This is a genomic window from Afipia massiliensis (genome assembly GCF_001006325.2).
Taxonomy (GTDB): domain Bacteria; phylum Pseudomonadota; class Alphaproteobacteria; order Rhizobiales; family Xanthobacteraceae; genus Afipia; species Afipia massiliensis_A.
This window is the reverse complement of the sequence record NZ_LBIA02000001.1, coordinates 689112-711807: the sequence shown is the minus strand read 5'-3', so window position 1 is coordinate 711807 and position 22696 is coordinate 689112. Positions and strand designations below refer to the sequence as shown.

Annotated in this window: 20 protein-coding genes and 2 pseudogenes; 15 read left to right on the top strand and 7 right to left on the bottom strand. The window is 58.8% G+C overall.

The window, feature by feature from the left end:
- Positions 1-83 precede the first annotated feature (83 nt).
- From YH63_RS03210 to YH63_RS03200, 3 genes are read right to left on the bottom strand one after another with little or no spacing between them, the layout of a single operon-like run.
- Positions 84-1214 (bottom strand): iron-containing alcohol dehydrogenase, encoded by a 1131-nt coding sequence (locus YH63_RS03210; protein ID WP_046828852.1) that lies wholly within the window; start codon positions 1212-1214, stop codon positions 84-86.
- Positions 1215-1251: 37 nt separating this feature from the next.
- Complete coding sequence (locus YH63_RS03205) at positions 1252-1695, bottom strand: cupin domain-containing protein (RefSeq protein ID WP_046828853.1); 444 nt, start codon at positions 1693-1695, stop codon at positions 1252-1254.
- A gap of 12 nt (positions 1696-1707) precedes the next feature.
- Entirely contained in the window at positions 1708-2355 is a 648-nt protein-coding gene (locus tag YH63_RS03200) for a helix-turn-helix domain-containing protein (protein WP_283809716.1), read from the bottom strand.
- Between the two features lie 159 nt (positions 2356-2514).
- On the opposite strand from YH63_RS03200, the gene YH63_RS03195 reads away from it, so the two are divergent.
- The gene (locus YH63_RS03195) at positions 2515-3732 is read left to right on the top strand and encodes an ABC transporter substrate-binding protein (RefSeq protein WP_052753862.1); all 1218 of its coding nucleotides are present in this window, start codon (positions 2515-2517) and stop codon (positions 3730-3732) included.
- 696 nt (positions 3733-4428) lie between these two features.
- On the opposite strand, the gene YH63_RS03190 is transcribed toward YH63_RS03195, so the two are convergent.
- Positions 4429-5445, bottom strand: a complete 1017-nt coding sequence (locus tag YH63_RS03190) for an Lnb N-terminal periplasmic domain-containing protein (protein ID WP_046828855.1) — start codon at positions 5443-5445, stop codon at positions 4429-4431.
- A gap of 196 nt (positions 5446-5641) precedes the next feature.
- On the opposite strand from YH63_RS03190, the gene YH63_RS03185 reads away from it, so the two are divergent.
- The 8 genes and pseudogenes from YH63_RS03185 to YH63_RS03145 all read left to right on the top strand — a co-directional run bounded on the left by YH63_RS03185 (position 5642) and on the right by YH63_RS03145 (position 11161).
- Positions 5642-6676, top strand: a complete 1035-nt coding sequence (locus YH63_RS03185; protein WP_046828856.1) for an amino acid ABC transporter substrate-binding protein — start codon at positions 5642-5644, stop codon at positions 6674-6676.
- Between the two features lie 54 nt (positions 6677-6730).
- Positions 6731-7600, top strand: a complete 870-nt coding sequence (locus YH63_RS03180; protein ID WP_052753863.1) for a L,D-transpeptidase — start codon at positions 6731-6733, stop codon at positions 7598-7600.
- Between the two features lie 821 nt (positions 7601-8421).
- The gene (locus YH63_RS03170) at positions 8422-8649 is read left to right on the top strand and encodes a hypothetical protein (RefSeq protein WP_052753864.1); all 228 of its coding nucleotides are present in this window, start codon (positions 8422-8424) and stop codon (positions 8647-8649) included.
- 186 nt (positions 8650-8835) lie between these two features.
- The gene (locus YH63_RS03165; protein ID WP_046828858.1) at positions 8836-9219 is read left to right on the top strand and encodes a GYD domain-containing protein; all 384 of its coding nucleotides are present in this window, start codon (positions 8836-8838) and stop codon (positions 9217-9219) included.
- Between the two features lie 55 nt (positions 9220-9274).
- Positions 9275-9652, top strand: a pseudogene (locus YH63_RS03160) (ABC transporter substrate-binding protein); the annotation flags it as partial.
- Between the two features lie 99 nt (positions 9653-9751).
- Positions 9752-10132: a nuclear transport factor 2 family protein gene (locus YH63_RS03155; protein WP_046829790.1), complete on the top strand. Its 381-nt coding sequence runs from the start codon at positions 9752-9754 to the stop codon at positions 10130-10132.
- Between the two features lie 6 nt (positions 10133-10138).
- A pseudogene (locus YH63_RS03150) lies at positions 10139-10231 on the top strand (integrase core domain-containing protein); the annotation flags it as partial.
- A gap of 129 nt (positions 10232-10360) precedes the next feature.
- Positions 10361-11161 (top strand): enoyl-CoA hydratase/isomerase family protein, encoded by an 801-nt coding sequence (locus YH63_RS03145; RefSeq protein ID WP_046828860.1) that lies wholly within the window; start codon positions 10361-10363, stop codon positions 11159-11161.
- Positions 11162-11298: 137 nt separating this feature from the next.
- Here YH63_RS03145 and YH63_RS03140 read toward each other — a convergent pair whose 3' ends face one another.
- Positions 11299-12789, bottom strand: a complete 1491-nt coding sequence (locus YH63_RS03140; protein ID WP_046828861.1) for an ATP-binding protein — start codon at positions 12787-12789, stop codon at positions 11299-11301.
- A gap of 209 nt (positions 12790-12998) precedes the next feature.
- Here YH63_RS03140 and YH63_RS03135 point away from each other — a divergent pair, with 209 nt between their 5' ends.
- From YH63_RS03135 to YH63_RS03120, 4 genes are all read left to right on the top strand, one after another.
- Positions 12999-14168 (top strand): acetyl-CoA acetyltransferase, encoded by a 1170-nt coding sequence (locus tag YH63_RS03135; protein WP_046828862.1) that lies wholly within the window; start codon positions 12999-13001, stop codon positions 14166-14168.
- Positions 14169-14408: 240 nt separating this feature from the next.
- A complete protein-coding gene (locus YH63_RS03130) occupies positions 14409-15527 on the top strand; it encodes a phosphotransferase family protein (RefSeq protein WP_137325102.1) in 1119 nt (372 codons plus the stop codon).
- 20 nt (positions 15528-15547) lie between these two features.
- A complete protein-coding gene (locus tag YH63_RS03125; protein WP_046829792.1) occupies positions 15548-16726 on the top strand; it encodes an acyl-CoA dehydrogenase family protein in 1179 nt (392 codons plus the stop codon).
- Positions 16727-16800: 74 nt separating this feature from the next.
- On the top strand, positions 16801-18450 hold the full coding sequence (locus YH63_RS03120; protein ID WP_083992649.1) for an acyl-CoA synthetase: 1650 nt from the start codon (positions 16801-16803) through the stop codon (positions 18448-18450).
- Positions 18451-18487: 37 nt separating this feature from the next.
- Here the strand turns inward: YH63_RS03120 and YH63_RS03115 are convergent, their stop codons facing one another.
- Entirely contained in the window at positions 18488-19225 is a 738-nt protein-coding gene (locus YH63_RS03115) for an SDR family NAD(P)-dependent oxidoreductase (protein WP_046829794.1), read from the bottom strand.
- 112 nt (positions 19226-19337) lie between these two features.
- Positions 19338-20543, bottom strand: coding sequence for an ABC transporter substrate-binding protein (locus tag YH63_RS03110; RefSeq protein ID WP_046828863.1), 1206 nt, complete (start codon positions 20541-20543; stop codon positions 19338-19340).
- 126 nt (positions 20544-20669) lie between these two features.
- Between YH63_RS03110 and YH63_RS03105 the strand changes: the two genes are divergently transcribed.
- Together YH63_RS03105 and YH63_RS03100 are read left to right on the top strand one after the other, a co-directional pair.
- Positions 20670-21428: a FadR/GntR family transcriptional regulator gene (locus YH63_RS03105; protein ID WP_046829795.1), complete on the top strand. Its 759-nt coding sequence runs from the start codon at positions 20670-20672 to the stop codon at positions 21426-21428.
- 27 nt (positions 21429-21455) lie between these two features.
- Complete coding sequence (locus tag YH63_RS03100) at positions 21456-22613, top strand: iron-containing alcohol dehydrogenase (protein ID WP_046828864.1); 1158 nt, start codon at positions 21456-21458, stop codon at positions 22611-22613.
- The last annotated feature ends 83 nt before the right edge of the window (positions 22614-22696 follow it).

Here is a 22696-nt window from a genome sequence, read left to right as displayed (position 1 = left end):
AATCTAGGCGACTGATCGAGTTACTGTGGCACCGAAAGGTCCAGTCAATCGCAACCGATGTCCTGCCACAGAGTAAGTGGAGGCTATTCCCACGATTGCTCAAAGATTTGACGGTAGCCCGCGACGTCGATGAGCCTTGGGTTGGTGCCGGTGGAGTGATCCTGCGCGGCCTTCCTGGTCATGTCGTCGATGACACCGGCCGAAACCCCCATCGCACGCAAACCGCGCGGAAGCTTCAGATCAACGTTTAGTCCCGCGAAGAAGTCGGCAACATCTGCATGAGCCGATAGTCCCAGCGCGGCCCTTAACCGGGCAATCTTGTCGGTGATTGCCTCTGCATTGAAGCGCATCACCGCCGGCATCAGTACGGCATTCAGCGTCCCATGATGAAGACTTGGCTCCGTCAATCCACCCAAAGCATGGGAAAGCCCGTGCACCGCGCCGAGGCCTTTCTGAAAGCACAGCCCGCCTTGCAGGGCGCCCATCATCATCTGCCAGCGCGCCTCGCGATCGTCGCCATGGGCAACAGCCCTGGTCAGATTGCCGATAATGCGCGTTGCGCCGTCGAGGGCGATAGCGTCCGCCGGTGGGTTGACGCGCGGCGAGAGATAGGTTTCGACGCAGTGGGAGAGCGCGTCCATACCGGTCGCGGCGGTAAGCCCGGACGGCAGGCCAAGAGTCAGCAACGGATCGCAAATCGCGCGCACCGGAATGAGATGCGGGCTGACGAATCCAAGTTTGCGGCCATCGCGCAGCGTGATCAGGGCGGCGCGTCCAACCTCGCTTCCTGTCCCGGCGGTGGTTGGAACTGCAATGACAGGCGCGATCGATGCGCTGATCTTCGGCACGCCGCCAAGGATTGCGGCATACTGTTCAAGCGGTCCCTCGTGCGTGGCAAGCAGTGCGACCGCCTTGGCGAGATCAATCGGCGAGCCGCCGCCGATCGCGACCAAGCCATCGCATTTTTCGGCTGTGTAAATCGCGAGAGCTTGATGCGCCGCCTCTTCGGTCGGATTGGACGGCGTTCCCTCGAAGACGGGCCAATGAGCGCCGCCTGCCTTTGCCAGCACGCGCTCCGCCAGTCCGGCGGCAATGATCCCCCGATCGGTGACAACGAGCGGTCGGGCAATGCCGACCGCCTTGAGTTCGTCGGACAACGCATCCGATTCGTCAAAACCGAATCTGATGGTGGTGAGATAGGAGATCATGGTCATGACGCGTTGCCCTTTGGTCTGCTCAATCAATCTCGCGTCACAGATCCGTACGCTCTTCCCGAATGTCGCGGCGCTCTTCCATATTGAAGCGACCGGCATAAATAGGCCGACCGCCGGTGGTGGGGCCGGGATACTGCACGATCAGGATATCTCCGCCGGTCGCCGTTTCGAATTTGCCTTCGAAATGCGGGTCCGGATGAAAGATCATCGTGCCTGGCTTGCATAGATTGTCGTCGATCTGAAATTCGCCGCTGAGGATGTACCAGACCTGCGCGAAGTCGTGGTTGTGCACCGGATGGTGTGCGCCGGGTGCGAGCCGCAGAATCCCGGCATTGGGTTCGGTCGGGCGTTCCGGACGGGGATGAAACAGCATCTTGCCGGTTTCTCCCGGCCAGCGAATGGTTTCCCATTCGATATCGTCCAAGTGCTTCACTTCATACGGCAAGTGCTTGCCGCTCGCTGTGATCGGAGCCGTCTGCATGCCTTGGTTCTCCTAGTTTGATTTGGTCTTGGTTGTCCGCATCGCAGGTGACGCGGTTGGTACTCTCCACCAATCGAAGTGTTCAGTCTTCGAGGGAGACTTTGCGACCACCATCAAGATGCGCGCCTCGTCGTCTCCGACGTTATCGGCGCGGTGCGGCAGTTCAGAATTCAGGAAAATGCCTTCACCGGGGGAGAGGTCAAAGCTCTCGGCTCCGACATGGAAGCGGATCAGCCCGCTTATCACGTAGCAATATTCCTGACCGGGATGCGACACCATCAAGTCCATCCGGTTCTTGCGCGGAAACACCAGATGAAACACCTCGAGATCGTCGTTCGGCATGCCGCCGGCAAATAGCCGCCAGCGATAGCCGGTGCTTGGAATGTTCTGAGCTTCCCCGGCATCCTTGACCCGATGCACAGTCACGCTGCTTCGCAGTTGATCCGGAGCGCCGACAAAAAGTTCGGCGACGCCGACATCGAGCGTATGTGCGATCTGGATCAGATTGGCCACCGAACTGGACACCTGCCCGCGCTCAAGGCGTGACACGAACGCATCTGAAAGCCCCGCGCCATCGGCCAAGTCCTTCAGTTTCATCCCACGCCCCTCACGCAGCGAACGAATTCGCGCTCCCAAAGCAACCAGCGCATCGTCCTGCATTTTCATCTTCGGCACCTTTCTCCGAATTTGCTTCCTTGTCAATTAAAATTGCTCTATAGGCAATTAAATTGGCGAATTACGAGGATTTATATCCGAAATCAGCGAGTGCCGCCAAGAAGATTGCGTACCAAGCAATCAATCACAGACAGGAGGGTCGCCATGAAGATCGTGAAGTTAGGGGTTCTATTGTGCACACTCGCCGGAACGGCGGTTGCGCAAAGCGTCGCTGCCGACAGCGGAAAATCGGACAACGTCATCAAGATCGGCATTCTGAATGATCGATCGGGTGCTTACGCGGATCTCGGGGGCGAAGGCTCCGTCGTCGCAGCGAGGATGGCCGCTGAGGAATTCGGCAATGCCATCGACGGCGTTCCGGTCGAGATCATCTCGGCGGATCATCAAAACAAGCCGGACATCGGTTTGGGCATTGTTCGGCGCTGGTTCGATGTCGAGAAAGTCGATGTCGTCGCGGACATTTCCAACTCCGGCGTTGGATTCGCGGTAACGACACTGGCGAACGAACGCCAGAGGATCGTGCTGAATGCGTCGGCCTCTTCCGATTTCACAGGAAAGGCCTGCACCCGGACATCGTTCCAGTGGGTCTATTCCAGCTATACCAATGGATACGGGCTCGCGAGCGCGCTGACCAAGCAAAAGCTCGATAGCTGGTTTCTCATAACCGTGGACTATTCCTTCGGTCATGCGTTTTCGAACGATATGCGCCGCGCCATCGAAAAGGCCGGCGGCAAGGTCGCCGGCGAGGTGCGCCACCCGCTCAATACGGCGGATTTCAGTTCGGTCCTGCTGCAGGCGCAAGCATCAAACGCCAAGGTCGTTGCGCTCGCCAATGCCGGCGCCGACATGACGACGGCCGTCAAGCAGGCCAGCGAGTTCGGTATCACCAGCAAGCAGACGCTTGTCGCTCCCACAGTGTTCCTGACCGACATAGACTCCATCGGGCTTGCCGCGGCACAAGGCCTGCAGTTCGTCACGGCTTTCTACTGGGATCGCGATGAGGCCTCGCGGGCCTGGTCGAAGAAATACTTCGCACGTCAGGGCCGCATGCCGACGATGACGCAGGCCGGGATATATTCCGCGGTCCGGCATTACTTGTATGCCGTGCGAGCGGCGAAGACTGACGACGCCCTGAAAGTCGCCGACAAGATGCGTGAACTGCCCGTTTCGGATGCATTCGCACCGAATGGAAAGGTCAGGGCCGACGGCCAGTTTCTTCACGACATGTATATCGCACGGGTGAAGAAGCCCGCCGAGTCCAAGCAGCGGTGGGATTACTATGATATCGTTTCGACGATACCGGCTGATGAAGCCTTTCGCTCGCTGAGCGAAGGTGGATGTCCGCTCCTAGCTCAACGATGATGCACCGAAGCGCCGTCCTTCGGGACGGCGCTTGACGCGCCGCGGCAATGTTCACTACCGATGGATATAACGGCGCCCGATAACACGCCCGGTTCGTGAATCGATCGTCAGTCGCAGAATGTCGCGTCGGCGGCGACTTTCACCGGTGACGACCCAATAACGGCCCCGCATGTCGGCATGTCTGACGCGAGATACTCCGTTTCGTTGGGCTATTCTAATCGCCTCCGAACGGCCCACGCGATGCGATCTTCGATCGATGCGCACACCATCGCGGTCGATGGTGACGCTTTGCGCAGTAGCGCTGGAAACCAGCCGTGGCGTCAATTCTGCGAAGAGCACGGCAGCGGCCACAAGGACAAACGCTAGAAATTTATTCATATGCGCGCCTTTCTATCGCTCTTGAGAAGCGCCCATACTCGGCATGCAGCGAGTTACCAGCACTTCAATATCCAAGACTAGCAAGACATCGGACATTAGCAACAGCGTGGACCACCCTCCATCGAATGGTCCGTTTGAAATGTTAGTTTGGAATGTGCATTTTGTGCCATCAATTTGGTCTGCGGTCAGACAATTCTCTTGGGTTCTGGCGCTGAGCGAAAATCACGTCAAAGAAGCGCTGCCCGCTCATTGAGGATCAGAATCATTTAGCTCCACGTCGCACTGGCGCTGCTGCGGGAAAGCTGCGGGCGGAGCGTCTCAGGGAAACATTGTCGGCAGGGATGCGCGAATGCGCTCCGAAAAATCGGATGCGCCATCGGCGGCCCGCGCGGCTTCGTTAATCAGGGAGCGCCGCCGCAATTCGTCAAACGGCAGCGTCGTGTCCACCCGGCCCGAGTGATAGAGGTAGCTGTCGATCAGGCCGTTAAGCAGATGGCGGATGTCGAACCGGCCGGCTCGTCCGGCGGCATTTGCATAGCGCACGATGTTGATCGTGCAACTGTTGGTCAGCAGGTGATAGAACTCCGGCCGGTCGGCGAGTTCGTTGATCCGCGTCAGGTAAACCAGTAGCAGCCGGCGTGCATCGTCGGCGGAGGCGTTGAGGCGATAGAGGTATGTCGGCTCGCGCCGGTGGTTGGTGCGTACGCCGACGAGGTCGCGCTCGTCGCCCACCACGTAGATCAACTCGAATTGCTTGAACAGTGAAGCGACCGGCGCAAAGCCCTCGCCGATCTCTGGTCGTGTCTCGATCGAGATCGTCAGCGGCGGGGCGTTGTCGAAGATGAAACTTACGAACGTGTGCCCGACCGGCCCCTCGGTAAAATATGAGACGTAGAAATCAAGCGCGGTCAGGTGCGACAGCGACACCTCGCGCTCCTCCCAGCGGACGGTGAAGTCGTTCCGGGTACGGTAGTCGAAGTTGCGCACGCCGGTGATGCGCACCCGGTCGCCATCGATGATCGCCCGTGGCATCACCGCGACTTCCGGCCGCCACTCGCGATCGTGCGAAGGAGGAATCGATATCCACCACGCAACAACGCCAAGAAACAACAGGCCGAAGACCGCGGGCATCCGCCGCTGACGTGAGAACCAGAGGGCCCAGATCGCGAAGGCCGCAAAGGCCACTGCCAGTGCAAGGCGCGCCGCGGCCCATGGCAGGTTCGAATAGTAGATTGCCAGGGCTGCCCACGCGATGAGCAGGACCCGGCAAAGAAACCAAAGTCCGGCTATTAGCCGGCCGAGCGACGTGGACAAAAACCTGCGCAGCGAACTCATGGATTCCTTCCGCTGTTTTCAACTGAATCCGTATTCGAGGTATTTGTCACGCCAGGATGGAAGCGGACGCAGGGAATGTACCGGCCAGACTTCACTTGCTAAATACGTTCTGGTAGCCTTTCGCAACTCTACATGATTGTTCAAATTCGTTTCAAGTTTGGCCCCAGTGGGCATCGCAATTGATCGAGAGACCCAAATGCTTACTCGTTACAGGTTACGCTCCGGCACTCTGAGCTTGGCTTTGCTGGCTGCATCATTTGTGTCGGCCTGGTCCGCTAGCGCTCAGACATTGAACGCTGTCAGGGATCGCGGAACGCTCAATTGCGGCGTCAGTCAGGGGCTACTGGGCTTTTCGAGCAGGGATGACAAGAACGCATGGTCCGGCTTTGACGTCGACTTTTGCCGCGCCGTGGCTGCCGCGATCTTTGACGATCCAGCGAAGGTGACGTTCGTGCCGCTCGATACAGCGTCGCGTTTTGCCGCGCTGCAGTCGAAGGAGATCGACGTGTTGTCGCGCGGCACGACCTGGACGATGTCGCGTGAAGGTTCGCTGGGCGTGATGTTTGCCGCTGTTGCGTATTATGACGGCCAGGGATTTCTGCTGCGCAGGGATGCCAAGATCGACACCGCACTGGATCTCGGCGGAAAGACTGTTTGCACCCTGAGCGGTACGACGACAGAGCTCAATCTGGCGGACTACTTCCGCGCCAATACGATGGAGCTCAAGATACTGGCGTTTCCGACGTCGGACGAGGCGTTGAAAGCCTATGACGATCGCAAGTGCGATGTCCTGACAAGCGACGTATCGCAACTCTATGCGCAGCGTCTCAAGCTGTCCGCGCCCGACAGTCACATTATCCTGCCAGAAGTGATTTCGAAGGAACCGCTTGGACCGGCGGTGCGTCAGGGCGATGAACGCTGGTTCAACCTGATCAAGTGGACGCTTTTTTCACTGATCAATGCCGAGGAGTTGGGGGTCAAATCCAAATCGGTCGATGAGGCGCTGAAATCGTCCGATCCGGATGTCCGCCGGCTTGTCGGCATCGAGGGCGAATTCGGCGCGCAACTGGGTCTCACCAAGGACTGGGCCGTGCGGGCTGTCCGCGCTGTCGGCAACTATGGCGAGATCTACGAGAGAAATGTTGGGGCACAGTCGAGCTTAAGCATTCCCCGCGGATTGAATGCGCTTTGGACGCGCGGCGGAATCCAGTACGCGCCTCCCATCAGGTAATTTCTTATCGGGCAGTTCTTGGAGCAGTTCTTGGGGCAGTTCTTGGGGCAAGTCATGAATGTGGATTATTTCACGCTGTTGACGACGGCCGTTGCCGGCAAGGGCGCAGCCGAACGCGACAAGATTTACAGGGATGCGCGCGGCCTGATTGCCAGGTCCAACCTGACGCGTGAGGCCGCCGCGCTGCATGTCTCTGCACTCGAAGCTGCCGTCCAGCGAATAGAGAGCGATCTCGCTTCCGAAGAGTTGAACCAGGACGAGTCGACGGCAGCCGCAGAGTTGCTGTCACCCGGCATTGATTGGAAGCGCGTTGCGGTGATCGCGTGCGCGATCGTCGCTGTGATCGGTCTGTCGGTCGTTCTTTATCAGTTCCTGGCCGGCAAGCGCGGCAGCGCGACGGCCTCGCGCGGCCGCGAAGAGATCATAATGCCGGACTTGAAGCCCGGCGTTGATGGCGGCTCATCGGCTGAGGGCCTGCCATTCGCGCTCCAGCGTCAGGTCGTGTTTTATCGAACCACCGTCATTCCAGGATCTATCGTGGTCGATAGGGAAAACCGCTTCCTTTATCTGATCGATTCCAACAATTCCGCGCGCCGTTACGGGATCGGAATTGCCCGGGAATGCCTGAAATCGGGAACGCTCTATCGTGTCACTAACAAACTCGAGTGGCCTGAATGGAAGCCCGCGAGCGCCGCGACCGCAAAAGAGACGGCGGCATTTCGTCCACTGGCCGGCGGTCCTGGAAATCCCTTTGGTGCTCGTGCGCTGGTGATGGACAAGCCCGATCTGCTTATTCACGGGACGAACTCGCCGAAAACCATCGGTCACCTCGTGGCTTCCGGATGCATCCGATTGGTGAACGAAGACGTCGAAGATCTGTATCGCCGGGTTTCCCTGGAAACCCGGGTGATCTTTGTCAGCTAGCGCTTTCGGCCGTTCGAATCTTAGCTTTCGGGAGGCGGGACGAAGCAGAGGATCCCCGCCTCGGGCGTGTAGCACAAAACCGCGCCCCCGGTCGGGTTGCGGTGCTCATCGAGTATCCTCTCTGCCGGGACTCGTAGCCAGAAGATCGTTGAGACATGCCACTTCTGGTCAATCTTGACCTCATAACCCTGGCTATCCCGGCGCACCTCAGCGGTGCGGCAATCAGCGATTGAGCAACATTCCGCGCCCGTTCCCGGCTGTTTCAAGCTCTTGAACCAAGGGGCCAATGACGGATCGGCGTTGTCGGGAGGCAGGGCATGGAGAGGCGTGCTGGATAGTGCGAACGTCATCGCTCCCGCAAGTAATGTTCGCACGCAGACCTCCGTAAGGACTGTGCGGCCGCATGAGCCGCGCCAAGCTCGATGCCGGGCGAACGGATACATTCCCGGCGTCAGATCCCGTCAGTGAGTTCAACCTATACCGTCCATTCACGATGGCAATGCAGGCGGATCGCTGGATGCTTGCCTCAATCATGCCTGCGGGTTGCTGAGCGGTGCTCGTTTCCCGGGACGGTATGGCAACAGAAAATCTAATCGAACTGAAAACCGATCGCGGGAACTCTGGGGCATTGGGCGCTCTGACCCGTAGCCAAAAGGATTATCTTGGGTCGGCTGCAAGTCGAATAGAGTTTGTGCATTGGCGAACCTTTTCTTGGAGAACAACGGCCGGATAACACCGTCAGAACAGGCGTCGTTACATGTGCCACGACGGCCGGCGGCAGCCAGCGACGTGATTGCACGTCGTCCGGTTGTGAACCTGCGATGATGAATCTGGCGCTCAACAATGCAACGAACGTCGCGCAAGCGGATCACGGCGATCGCGGCGAGCACGCCAGCTATCTCTTCAAGGCCTGCGGCAATACCCAGGAGAATATGAGCAAGGCCGAGAATAAGGAGATTGCTCTGGTTTCAGAGGCGAAAGTTGTGAAATCCGGCGTTGTGCGCGTCATGGAGTTGCAGGAGCGTGGATGGTCGTATGTAAAGCCGTGATGCATCGAGGCGGCTCTCTTTTAATGCGCTTGACGCCACGAGTGATTCCGCTTCCGGTTCAATCCGCGCGCATCGGACGCACGCTCCGCCGGTGATCCTGGAGCCGGCCGATATCCGGGGAACATCGGTTGGGAGTAAGATGCTGCCCTCAGCTAGATAGAACTAGCGAATGCAGAGGAGACCAGTATGACGATTTACATTTCTCAAGGTCGTTACACTGCCGCGGCCATCAAGGGGATGTCCGCGAGGCCGGAAGACCGTTCCGAGGCCGTCGCGGAGTTATTCACTGCCGCCGGTGCTCGACTGATCAGTTGGTATCTGACTTTGGGACCCTACGATTGGCTGATCATAGCGGAAGCACCGGATGAGCCCACAATGATTTCAGCGGTGCTTGCCGCCGCGGCTGGCGGAAGCCTTACGGACATCACCACAACCGTGGCGCTCACGGCGAGCGATACGACAAAGGCCTTCCAGCGGGCAGGCGAGCTTACTCAGAAATTCAGATCGGCGGGCCAAGCCGATTACTACGGAGTAGGAATCGATCCGGGGCGTGAAATAGGCGAGGCTTGAACACCAAGTTCTGTTTGGGAGAAACTTGGGAGTGTGTGCTCGCAGGTTGCGCCTGCATGCTTTCGGTGCTGCTCTGGAGCGCGATGCTTCGTCCGTCATCAAGCAATCGGGCGGCAAGGTTGCGGGACGCGTCAAGCATCCGCTCAATACATCCGATTCTTCGTCCTTCCTGCTCCAGGCTCAAGCATCAAAAGCAAAGATCATTGGACTTGCGAACGCGGGTGGTGACACGACCAATGCAATCGATCCCCTGTTTGGTGAAGGGGCGATCGAGCTTAATGGCCGCAAGATTCATCCGGCTTATCTCTTGGAGGTCAAAAAGCCATCGGAATCGAAGGGACCATGGGATCTGTACAAGCTCGTCGGTACGACTCCGGCCGATCAGGCCTTCATGCCCCTTTCCAGCAGCACCTGCGCCTTGTTGAAGAAGTAAGCGGAGCAAAAATTGCAACGGGAGGCTTGATCAGCCATGCTCTTGCCAGGGCAGCCTCCCGCCTCAATCCAGACAAGCCAGCTACCGCAGGAAAACATTATGAGCATATCCAGCATTCAAGACGTTCTCTTGACCGTCCAGACCTATCTTGACGGCCTGTACGAAGGTGACACTAAAAAGCTCCGGCAGACTTTCCATGAAGTAAGCCATTTGCATTCACTTGCGGATGGCAAGGTATCGGACCTTCCGCTGGAAGACTGGTGCAAGTTGGTGGAGGGGCGCGCTTCACCCAAGAGCCAGAATTTCGGCCGCGAGCTGGAGCGTATTGTCCGCGTAGAGGAGAGCGCCCCGAACTGCGCGAATGTCACGCTGACCTGCGCGGTGCCCGGACGGTTTTTCACCGATCATCTCAGCCTGTTGAAGGCGGGCGGACGCTGGCAGATCGTCAACAAGGTTTTTCACAGCCGGTCGCTCGAATAGCGGTCGCTGAATGGCGAGATCTTCTACACGTTGAAGATGGCACAGATTGTGATCGAAAACTGGCGCCGCCACTGCAACACGATGCGTCCACACACCTCCGGGATGTCGACTACTGACAGCACCCGAGGGCTCGTCTGGCCAGCACCAAAGGAGATAGTCAGAATACAATCCCTAAACTAACATGCCATTCGGACCACTCAGTGGGGTCGGTCAAGGAATGGAGCTTCAGTGAACAATTTTGTATCGATTGAGAAGGGGCTTGGCCCCGAAGGACGCGTTGCAGTCGTCCGTTTCGACCGTCAAGATGGAGTCAACGCGCTTTCGCGGGACGCCATGCGGCAACTTACCGAGGCGGCTCGCAGTTTCGAGGACGATCACGAAACGTCGGTTGTTGTCCTGACTGGCACGGACACGGCATTTTCTGCTGGGTTCGACTTGAAAGAGGGCAGAGAACGAGATCCCTCCACTGACATCGGTGCATGGCGGAGACAACTCAAGTCGGGTCCGCGTCTTGCGCGCGCGTGGCAGGAAATGGAGCAAATCACGATTTGTGCGATAGAAGGTTTTTGTATCGGCGGCGGCGTCGCTCTTGCGGTGGCACTCGATTTCCGCGTGATGGCTCGCGGCGCTCACATGCGTGTTCCCGAAGTCGCGCTCGGCATGAGCATGAGCTGGCAAAGCATCCCGCGAATGCTGCATCTGATTGGACCGGCTCGAACCAAGCAGGCCATCATTCTCGCTAACGATCGCATTTCTGCCGATCAAGCGTTTGAATGGGGGTTAGTAGAAAAGGTGGTTGAGGCTGACGCCTTTGCGGCCGCAATGGAACTTGCAACAAAAATTGCTGAGCAACCGCCGCTTTCGGTCATGATGACCAAGCTGACTGTGAACCGTCTCGCTCATGCCTTGGATGATCTTGCCAGTCACATGGATGCAGATCAGTTCGCGCTCACGAACATGACTGCAGACCATAAAGAGGGTGTCGATGCATTCTTTGAGCGGCGCAAGCCCCGCTTTAAAGGCCGGTAAATCTTCCTGGTGCTGATGGCGTCCGACATCAGCAAGGCCTTCAGGTAGGCTTCTGCGCAATTCGATAGATCGGTAACCGCGCCGGCGTGTCTGTGCGCCGCCCGACCGTCGCATCATAGAGACGAGTTGCTGCAGCCTTACTCCGCCGCTAGTTCCTCGGCATTGGGGTCGCCCGGCGCCGTTGCCCAAGCCAGTTCGACAAGCGTCACGATCCGCCGACCAGCGCCGTCAAGCTGGCAAACGATGAGGCCCTGCTCCTCGATGTAGGTCAGCAGACGCCGTGCACGGCGCAACGAGTGCGAGCCATAGGCGCGGGCAATCGCCGCATCGTTCGGGCAGGGCCAACCCTCCTTCGCGGCGCGCGCGATCATCATGAAGACACCCTGCATATCCTCGGGCAGAATGGAGGCGCGGACGGAGACATCCTGCCATGCGTCATCCATCGCCATATCGGAGCCGAGCCCGGCGCGGGCGCGCGTCAGCATGCGACGGAAGTCAGTGAGGTCCGGTACGGCCGAACCGAGGCCTGCTATTCGACAGCGAACCACGAATTCCTGATAGAGGACGCCGATGACGCGGAATCCCGCGTCCGGCTCCGCCATGACGGCGCGCAGAATGCTGTCCACTCGCTCATGCCGCTCCGCCAGTTCTTCAGCGCTGAGTGGCTGCTCGACCACTAGTTCGGGACGGATCTCCAGCGCCGCGGACTTCGCTGCCATGAGCTGGTCGAGGAGGTCAGGCGACGATCGGCGCTGGGGCCGGTTATTCTCTGGCGGCGGGGCTGCCAGAATAATGGCGCGCGCGTCCTCCAGTGTTGCTTCCGGGAGCGGCATAAGTCGCGGAGTCGCATTGCGCGGCTGGGTATCCGTTGGACCGATGCGCAGTCCCAGGGGGCGACGGGAGAGGGCCGGGCCCAGCGCCATGAATTGCCCGCGCTCCAGATCCCGGAAGGCGTCCGCCTGTCGCCGCTCCATGCCCAGAAGATCGGCGGCGCGCGCCATGTCGATATCCAGGAAGGTTCGGCCCATGAGGAAATTGGACGCCTCGGCAGCGACGTTCTTGGCGAGCTTCGCCAGTCGCTGGGTTGCGATTATTCCTGCAAGTCCGCGTTTGCGGCCACGGCACATCAGGTTCGTCATGGCACTGAGAGAGAGTTTGCGCGCCTCGTCCGAAACCTCTCCTGCGACTGCGGGCGCGAAGAGCTGCGCCTCATCCACCACCACCAGCATCGGGTACCAGTGGTCGCGCGCGACCTCGAAAAGCCCGCCGAGAAAGGCGGCGGCGCGCCGCATCTGATTCTCTGCGTCGAGCCCCTCGAGATTGAGTACCGTGGAAACGCGATGGATGCGCGCTCGTTCGCCGGCGGCCTGCAGGCCCCGCTCGGTATGGTCCTCGGCATCGATCACGAGGTGGCCGAAACGGTCGGTCAGCGTCACGAAGTCGCCTTCGGGGTCGATGATGGTCTGCTGCACCCAAGGGGCAGTTTGTTCCAGCAGCCGGCGCAGCAAATGGGATTTTCCGGAGCCCGAATTTCCCTGCACCAGCAGGCGAGTCGCCAGCAGTTCCTCAAGGTCGAGAGTCGCCGGGGCGCCTGCCGTTGTGTGTCCCATCTCGATTGCAACGGTCATGTCTCGACTCAAAGTCTCCCTGCGCAGAGGGGCTTACCAACCTGATCGCAGCCCGTCGAGCGCCGAGAGCGCAGCGCCGGTGGGAACGGGTCGTGCGGCTTCTTTGACGCGCGATGGCTTCCTTGTAGACTGCGCTCAGCGTCTGATCGGTGCGGGTGTGCATCTCGACGTGTTGATTCGTGCAAATTGCTCGGAATAGGGAAATCATCATGACTGCATCGATCGTCGGTTGGGCGCATACGCCATTTGGGAAAATGGACGCGGAAACTGTCGAAAGCCTGATTGTTCGCGTTTCGACCGATGCGTTGGTCGATGCGGGCATCGCGCCTGGTGACGTCGATGAAATCATACTCGGGCATTTCAACGCGGGATTCTCGCCGCAGGATTTTACCGCTGCACTGGTGCTGCAGGCGGACCCCGCGTTACGATTCAAGCCCGCAACACGTGTCGAAAATGCTTGCGCGACCGGATCGGCGGCGGTTCATCAGGCCATCAAGACAATTCAGGCGGGCGCTGCCCGTGTTGTTCTGGTGGTTGGCGTTGAGCAGATGAGCCGAACGCCGGGTCCCGAGGTCGGTCGTAATCTGCTGAGAGCGTCGTATCTGCCCGAAGACGGTGAGATCGCTGGAGGATTCGCAGGCGTATTTGGTAAAATCGCCGAGCAGTACTTCCAGCGTTATGGGGATCAGTCCGATGCGTTGGCGATGATCGCCGCGAAAAACCACAAGAACGGCGTAGCCAATCCATATGCCCAGATGCGCAAGGATCTCGGTTTCGAATACTGCCGCTCTGAAGGCGAGAAGAATCCATTCGTGGCAGGGCCGCTGAAGCGCACGGACTGTTCGCTGGTGTCCGATGGCGCGGCCGCGTTGGTGATGACGGATGCAGAGACTGCGAAGACAATGCGCAAGGCGGTGTCCTTCAAGGCAACGGCGCATGCACAGGATTTTCTGCCGATGTCGAAGCGTAACATCGTCGATTTCGAAGGCTGCTCTGTGGTCTGGGCGCGTGCATTGCAGGCCGCTGGTGTCGGACTTTCGGATCTATCCTTCGTGGAAACCCACGACTGTTTCACAATCGCCGAATTGATCGAGTACGAAGCAATGGGGTTGACGCCGAAGGGGCAGGGTGCGCGCGCGATCAAGGAAGGCTGGACGCAAATTGGCGGCAAGCTGCCAATCAATCCGTCCGGCGGACTAAAGGCAAAGGGTCATCCGATCGGTGCAACCGGGGTGTCCATGCATGTGATGAGCGCGATGCAGCTCACCGGCCAGGCACCCGAGGGAATGCAGCTGAAGAACCCTCAGCTCGCGGGCATCTTTAATATGGGCGGCGCGGCGGTCGCGAACTACGTCTCGATTCTCGAGCCCGCGCGCTAAACGGGCTCGCTGCACGGCCGGTCCAGAGGGTTTCAGCTCGCGGTTGATATCCTATCGGCCTAAGTGCCGCGACTGTCAGTTCAGGGGTGTCGCGGGAACGCTGTGGGTAATTCCAACCGAAAATTGTCGGACAATAAATATGGTATTCCTGTAGTTCCTGCGACTTTTGCGCCTTGACAGGGAGGCTAGTGGCGGATTTAGATATTATTGTACGACAATAATATCGAGAATGACCTTCGCATGCGCAGCGAACGCGCGGACGATTTGCAGATGAGCGTCCTGAAATCGACCGCAGATCGGGAACTCCTGGCAACGTCGGACGCTGCTCCAAGCGATTGGGGGGCGCTGGCGCGCTATCTCTCCACGCAGGGGATGAGCTTCGATCCGACAGAACCGGCTCACCAATTCGCCGGTGGTCTCGCAAACCGCAACTATCTGCTCACGATCAACGGTCAGCCGACGGTTTTTCGTCGTCCGCCCGATGGCGAACTTCCTCCGGGTGCCCATGACATGGCCCGCGAGCATCGCATTCTATCGTGCCTGTCTCAGGCGCTGTCGTTCGCTCCGAAAAGTCTGCACTACTGCGGTGACAAAGACGTCATCGGTGTACCGTTCCAGTTGATCGAATATCGGCCTGGCCTTGTTGTGCGGGGAGCCGATATGTCTCTGCTCCAGTCCTGCGCGAACGCTCCTGCGATTTTAAGCGAAACCCTGGTGTCGACTCTGGCCGCATTGCACGCCGTCGATGCGCGAGCCGTTGGTCTGGAAGATTTGGGTCGCCCTCAAGGATTCGTAGCTCGCGCGATTGCCGGATGGTCGAAAAGGGGAGCGCTCGTCGCCGGTGATGCCGGCGCGCGCAAGCTTGTCGATGACATCTCGGGCTGGCTCGCTCGGCAACGCTTTCGCGAGCGGCCACCGACGATCCTTCACTGTGACTTCAAGCTCGATAACTTGATCCTCGATCCGGCGACGCTTGCACCGGTCGCGCTGGTCGACTGGGACATGGGTACGCGGGGAGACCCGCTGTTCGATCTCGCAACGCTTCTGAGCTACTGGGTTGAGCCGGACGATCCAGCCGCCCTGTTGCAACTCAAGCAAATGCCGACGTCGCTGCCGGGGTTCTGGCGTCGTGATGACGTGGCGAAGCGCTATGCGGCGCTGACGGGTATCGATCTCGACGGCCTTCCCGCGATGCGCGTTCTTGCTCTTTTCAAGCTGGGCGTCGTCTTTCTGCAATTGCATAGGCAATTTTTGAATGGCGCAGTCAATGACGCGCGGTATGCGGACTTCGCTCATGTTGGTGAAGCGCTGTTGCTCCTCGCCAAAGACATCGCTTCTGGATTGACGAAAGGAACCTGATGAATCCGCGAGACCTTGATATGAATTTCTCCGTTCCGGCGCAGGTGTTGGAACTCGCGTCCCGCGTGAAGGAATTCGTCCGCGATATTGTCGTTCCTTACGAGACGGATGAGCGCTGGACGTCGCACGGTCCGACGGACGACCTGCGCCGCGAGCTGAATGATCTTGCACGCAAGGCGGGCGTATTCGCGCCGCATGTTTCAAAGGAGTATGGCGGCCAAGGCCTTTCGCATCTCGGCCAGGCCGCGGTTTTTACAGCTGCGGGATACTCCATGCTGGGACCGGTCGCTCTGCATTGTGCGGCCCCTGACGAAGGCAATATGCACTTGCTTGATGTCGTCGCGCGTCCTGATCAGCGCGAACGCTACCTGAAGCCGCTCGCCACCGGGGCTGGTCGCTCATGCTTCTGCATGACGGAACCTTCACCGGGGGCGGGCTCTGATCCAAGTCAGCTCCTTACGACCGCGCGTCTCGACGGCAATACATGGGTGATCGATGGGGAGAAATGGCTGATCACGGGAGCCGAGGGCGCAGCGTTTGCCATTATCATGGCCAAGGTGGTCGGCGGGGAAGCCGATGGCCGGGCAACCATGTTCCTCGCCGACATGTCCGATGATGCAATCAAGATCGAGCGGACGCTCGATACTATCGATTCAAGTTTCACGGGCGGGCACGCTGTGGTCCGGTTTGACCAACTGCGTGTTCCGTCAGACGCTATCCTTGGAGAAATCGGCGAGGGATACAAGTACGCGCAGATTCGTCTTGCGCCCGCACGGCTGACGCACTGCATGCGCTGGCTAGGCTCTGCGATCAGAGCGCAGGAAATCGCTACCGAGTTTGCGCGTCGTCGGACGGCATTCGGAAAGGTCCTCGGTGAACACGAAGGTGTATCCTTCATGCTCGCCGACAATGCCATGGACATCCATACCTCGCAGTTGACGATCTGGCATACCGCCTGGTTGCTCGATAAGGGCGAGAAGGCCTCGGCAGAAAGCTCGATGGCCAAGGTTATCTGCTCGGAGGCAATCGCCCGCGTTGCAGACCGCTCGCTTCAAATCCTCGGCGGTCTCGGCACAACGCGGGACACGATCGTCGAGCGATTTTATCGCGATGTGCGTGCCTTTCGGATCTATGACGGTCCGTCGGAAGTGCATCGATGGGCGATCGGTCGCCGGCTTGTGCGAGGCCATACGAAATAGTCGGAGATAGATGAGCGCAAAAAGGTCGCGACACAGCGACCGATGCCAAAAAATAGAGAGACGGGGAGAAAACGATGCGTGATGTATGGGCGTCCGAAAATCAGTCGGAGCAAAGCTACGACGCGATGTGCGCCGCCTTCCGGTGGGATATACCCGAGACCTTCAACTTCGGTGTTGATGTTATCGACCGCTGGGCGCGTGAGCGAAATGGCCCAGCGCTGATCTGGGAGAACGAAGCGGGCGAAGAGCGAACGTACAGCTATTCAGACCTCTCGCTGCTGTCGAACAGGCTCGCCAACGTATTGCGCTCCCGCGGCGTGACCAAGGGCGATCGCGTCATCGTCATGCTGCCGCGGTTGCCTGAATGGTTCATCTCCATCATCGCGGTGATGAAGATCGGCGCGGTTCCGATCCCGTGCATCGAGATGCTGACGGCGCGCGACATCGAATATCGCGTCAAGAACGCCGAAGTTAAGGCTGCGATTTGCAGGCCCGAGCATGCAGGGAAGTTTGATGGGGTAGAAACAAGTATTTCGGTGCGGCTCGCAACAGGTCGGGCGCCGGGTTGGCTCAACTGGCATGAAGAGTGCGCGCACGCGCCGGAGACGATCGACGCGCCGATCGTCAGCGCGGAAGACCCCGCGATCATGTATTACACATCGGGATCGACCGGCCATCCGAAGGCCGTCGTTCACGCGTCGAGGGCTATTTACGCGTGGCGTGTTTCGGCCATCTATTGGCTGGATCTGCGCCCTCAGGAGACTATCTGGTGTACGGCTGATACCGGATGGGCGAAGGCCGGCACCAGCATTCTGTTCGGGCCATTGAGCTGCGGCGCCTGTTCTTTTTTCTATGACGGCCCGTTCGTACCCAAGGAGCGTCTTCGCCTTCTGCGTAAGCACAACATCACGGTGTATTGCGCGCCGGGAACGGAATTGTCGCGCGTCGTCGATGAGGTCAGGGGCCGCGATATCGGCTCATTGCGCCGCGTGGTGACCGCCGGTGAGGCCATGAACCCGGTGATCGCCTCGCGATGGGAAGATGCGACAGGTGTTCGTATTGATGAAGCATACGGACAAACCGAGGCACTGATGGTCGCGTTGAACTACACGACCGAGCCTGTGCGCTATGGGTCCATGGGCCGGCCTTCACCAGGATCTGACCTCGATGTCATTGATGCGCAGGGGCAGCGTCTGCCGCCCGGCAATGAGGGTGATTTGGCGCTCCTGCTTCCAAATCCGCAGTTGATGCTGGAATACTGGAAGGATCCGGAGAAAACCGAAGCGTGCATTCTCAACGGCAGCGATGGATGCCGTTGGTATCTGACCGGTGATCGTGCGGAAAGCGATGCCGACGGGTATCTTTGGTATCGCGGCCGTTCCGACGACATGATCAATTCGGCCGGTTACCGTATCGGCCCACTCGAGGTCGAGAATGCGCTGTTCGAGCACCAGGCGGTCCGGGTTTGCGCCGTGGTGGGAAGCCCGGATGTCGAACGAGGCGAGATCGTCAAGGCGTTCGTGGTGCTGCGTGACGGCGTGGTGCCGTCACCAGAACTGACGCGCGAACTTCAGGACCACGTCAAGTCCGTGACGGCTCCTTACAAGTATCCACGTGCGATCGAGTATCTTTCCGAGCTTCCAGTGACGATTACAGGAAAAATCCGGCGGCGCGACTTGCGGGATCGCGAACTGGCCCGCACGGAGGACAGCGCGGGCTCGTGATGCAAATCCTGATTGAGGTCGGCGATCGCGATGGCGATCAGGCGAGCGTCAAACCGCCGTCGACGATAATGGTCTGTCCAATGATATAGGAGGCAAGGGGTGAGGCGAGGAACAGCGCCGCGCCCGCAACGTCTTCAGGCCGGCCCAGGCGTTTCAGTGGTACTTTCTGTTCGACGCCTTCGCGCCGCTTCGGATTTGCGGTCGTTACCTTGGTCAACTTGGTATCGACAAGGCCCGGGGCGATCCCATTCACCCGGATGTTGTCTTCCGCCCATGCTTCGCCGAGGGTGCGGGTCAAGCCGTATGCTCCGGTTTTGGAGGCGTTGTAGGCGGGATTTCCTTTCGTCGAGCGAAAGGCAGCCATTGAGCTGATGATGATCAGCGATCCGCTGCTGGCCTTGAGCATGTCGTGAAATTTCAGGCTGCACGCCATCAGGCTGTTGAGATTGACGTCGATGATTTTCTGAAATCCGCCCATCTCGAACTCGCGGCGCCCATATAGAACGGTGCCCTGGGAAAGGACCAGAATGTCGAGCCGATCGAAATTCGGTTTGAACTGTTCAATGGTGCCGAAATCGGAGACGTCAACCTGCGAATAGTGCAGACCGCCCAGATTAGAACCTTCTTCGGTATCGTAGTCAGCTGCATGCGGCCTGGTGCCCCAGACATGCACACTTGCGCCCTTCTCCCGGAACGATTGCGCAACGGCATTTCCGATTCCGCTTGATCCTCCGACGACGAGCGCGGTCTTGCCGGTGTAATCCAGTTCGTTCATCGTCGTCTCCAAGAAGAGCAGGGTCGGGATCGTTTCAAGTCCGCGACGATCCAAAATTTTACCACGCGAAGAAGGCGCGAGACATTGAGTCTCGCGCCCCTGCCGGCATGATTTACTTCACAAGAGGGCATTTGCCATCGGCCATCGGCCGATAAGCTTCATCGCCGGGAATCCTGGCCAGAATCTTGAACACATCCCAAGGCTCTTTCGACTCTGCCGGGGCTTTTACCTGCAAGAGATACATGTCTCGCACCAGCCGTCCGTCCTGTCGGATCTTGTAGTTGTCGCTGAAGAAATCATTGACGGGCAGCTCTTTCATTTTTTTGGTGAGGGCCACGCCTTCATCGGTGCCGGCGGCCTGGATCGCTTTGAGATAGTGCCCAACGGCGCTGTAGACACCGGCCTGTGCTGAAGTCGGCGCACGGCCGCCATGCAGCTTCATGAACCGGCGGGACCACGTGCGGGTGCGCTCATCCGCATCCCAATAGAAAGCGTCGGTGATGATCAGGCCCTTGGCTTGCTCGAGCCCGACCGCCTTGACGTCGCTGATAAACATCAGGAGGCCTGCAAGCTTCTGGCCGCTCGCGGTCAGTCCGAATTCATTGGCTTGCTTGATCGCGTTCACCGTATCGCCGCCGGCGTTCGCAAGACCGATCACCTTGGCCTTGGACTGCTGGGCTTGAAGCAGGAATGAGGAAAAGTCCGAGGTGTTGAGCGGATGTCGGACGTTGCTGACGACGGTTCCTCCCGCTTTCTGAACGAACGCCATGGCGTCGCGCTCCTGCGAATGGCTTCCCGCGTTGTCGCCGGTCAGAAAGAACCAGCTGTCGCCACCCTGTTTGACGACGGCGCGTGCCGTACCGTTCGCCATTGCGTAACTGTCGTAGGTCCAATGGACTGTCGTGGGAGCGCACTGTGTTCCGGTAAGTTCCACGTAGGCTGGACCGGACAGCAGCAGGACCTTGTTCTTTTCCTTTGTAACGCTCAACACCGCAAGTGCGGTCGCCGAGTGAGGGACGTCGACGATGACATCGACCTTCTCGTTATCGATCCAGCGTCGCGCAATGGCGTTGCCAATGTCGGGCTTGTTTTGATGATCGCCAGCGATGACCTCGACCGGCACGCCCAGCACTTTCCCGCCGAAATCTTCGACGGCCATCTTGGCTGCAATTGTCGATCCCGGCCCGCTGATGTCCGCATAGAGGCCGGATTGATCGTTCAGGACGCCGATTTTCACGACACCGTCGGAAACTTGCGCAAACGCCGGTGTGGTGAGGCACAATGCGGCGGCGAAGCCGAGCTTTCTAAAAACTGTCATTTACTCCCTCCCAGTTTATTGTCGGACAATAATGCCTGTGAAGGAGCGTTTGTCAAACCAACAAGTCTGGAAAAGTGCGCAGTTTTGCTATATAGCTGTATCTTCATACGGGAGTTGTCGGACAAAATGTCCCTTTTAGATGTTGAAATTGTTCCCGTTTCAAACGAGCCGGCCTACCGATCCGTGGTGCGGCGCATCGAAACAAAAATCATGTCAGGGGAGTGGGCTGTCGGCGATCGCGTGCCCGCAGAGACCACCCTCGCTCAGGATCTTGGCGTTCACCGGTCAACCATCCGGGAAGCCATTCGTGTCCTTGAGCAGAACGGATTGGTTCGGCGGCACGACGGCGGAAAGCTTTTATTCGTTACGGCGCCCCGCGAAGCCGATATTTCATCGAAGATAACCGCGGCCATTGTGCTGCAGGAAGTTACGTTTTTCGAATTGTGGGAAAGTATGCGCTGTATCGAGCCCGCGCTTGTCGAAGGCGCAGCGTCGCGCATCTCGGAAGATACCCTCGACGCTCTGCAGGAGAACGTTGAGAGGACACGCGTGGCCTACGAAGACAAGAAGAGCCTGGTGCAACTCGATATCGAATTTCACCAGTTGATTGCGACAGCATCTGGCAATCGGGCGCTTCAGCTTTGTCGCCAGCCGATTAGCCAGCTCTTCTACCCGGCATTTCTGAACGTATTTTCCCGGTTGAACGCGGGAGAACGTCTCGTTTTTGCTCACGAGAAGATATTGCAGGCGCTCCGAGGCCGCGATGCTGCTGTTGCGCGCGAGTGGATGGATAAGCACGTCGTTGATTTTCGTCGTGGCTATGAGCTGGCAAGTCTGGATATCGATGCACCGGTCGGTTGGCCGGGCAAGATCGACGCTGCATGAAACGACCTGGGAAAGAGGCCACTGCCGATGCGATTCTTCGACTATATCGATCAAGATCGCATTGTATTCGAGGCCGCCGCTGCCGAAGCGGTCATCGCCGAAGTCGAGCGAAGAAGGGCCACGCGAGTCTTCGTCGTTTCAACGCGCAGTCTCACAAAATCCGCCCAGGTCCAGGACATCATTTCGATGTTGGGTGCTGTGTGCGTTGGTCATTCCGATTTGATCGAAGCCCATGTGCCGCTGCCATTGGTGGCCAAACTGGCGCAAATCATCGGATCGGCGAGGCCTGATCTTGTTGTCGTCATTGGCGGTGGAAGCGCCATCGATTCAGTCAAGATCGCGACCCTTGCCCTGACACATGGTCTCTCCAGTGAAGGCGAACTCCTGCGCCATACAGCGGCGCAAATTGGAAGCTCCGACAAATTGCCGCCGTACCGGACCATTGCAATTCCCACCACATTGTCCGGGGCGGAGTTTGGCGTTATCGGTGGCGGCGTCGATCCGGAAAGCGGAATCAAGCACATGTTCCGCGCACCGTATTTCTGCGCTGCTACTGTGATTTACGATCCGCATCTCGCAACACTCACGCCGCCATGGTTGTGGCTATCGACAGGCATGCGCGCCGTTGATCACGCGGTAGAAGGGTTTCTTTCGCCCGACGCAAATCCCTTCAGCGACGGGACCGCGCTGCATGGTCTGCGGCAACTTGCGCTTGGCTTACCAAACTCAAAACTGAACCCGGAGGACTGGCGCGCGCGCTCCGAGGGGCAGATGGGTGTCTGGCTCGCTGCAGCTGGTCTTGGCCGGGTGCGCTACGGCGCGTCCCACGGCATCGGTCATCAATTGGGAGCGCTGGCGGGCGTGCCGCATGGTTACACCTCCTGTGTCTTGTTGCCGGCTGTGCTGGCGTACAACTTCGCCGTTGTGGGAAACAGGTACACCGAGATTTCCAGCGCGCTCGGCGGGGCTGGTGAGAGTGCTGTCGCGGTTGTTGCCGAGTTCGTTGCACGGCTTGATCTGCCGCGGAATCTCCACGATCTCAAAGTCGAAAGATCATTGCTTCCGAAGATTGCACAGAGTTCGCTCGCCAATCCGTTTGTTCAAGCCAATCCGCGTACCATCGCCACAGCTGAAGAGGCCATGCAAATTCTTGAAATGGCCTGGGATGGAAAATACGAAGCATAAAGTGCTTTGACTCTCCCGGAACGTGGGCGCGGCATGAGTGGCGCGGCGAAGGCTTGGTCATCGGTTTCGCCGACTGCCTTTCA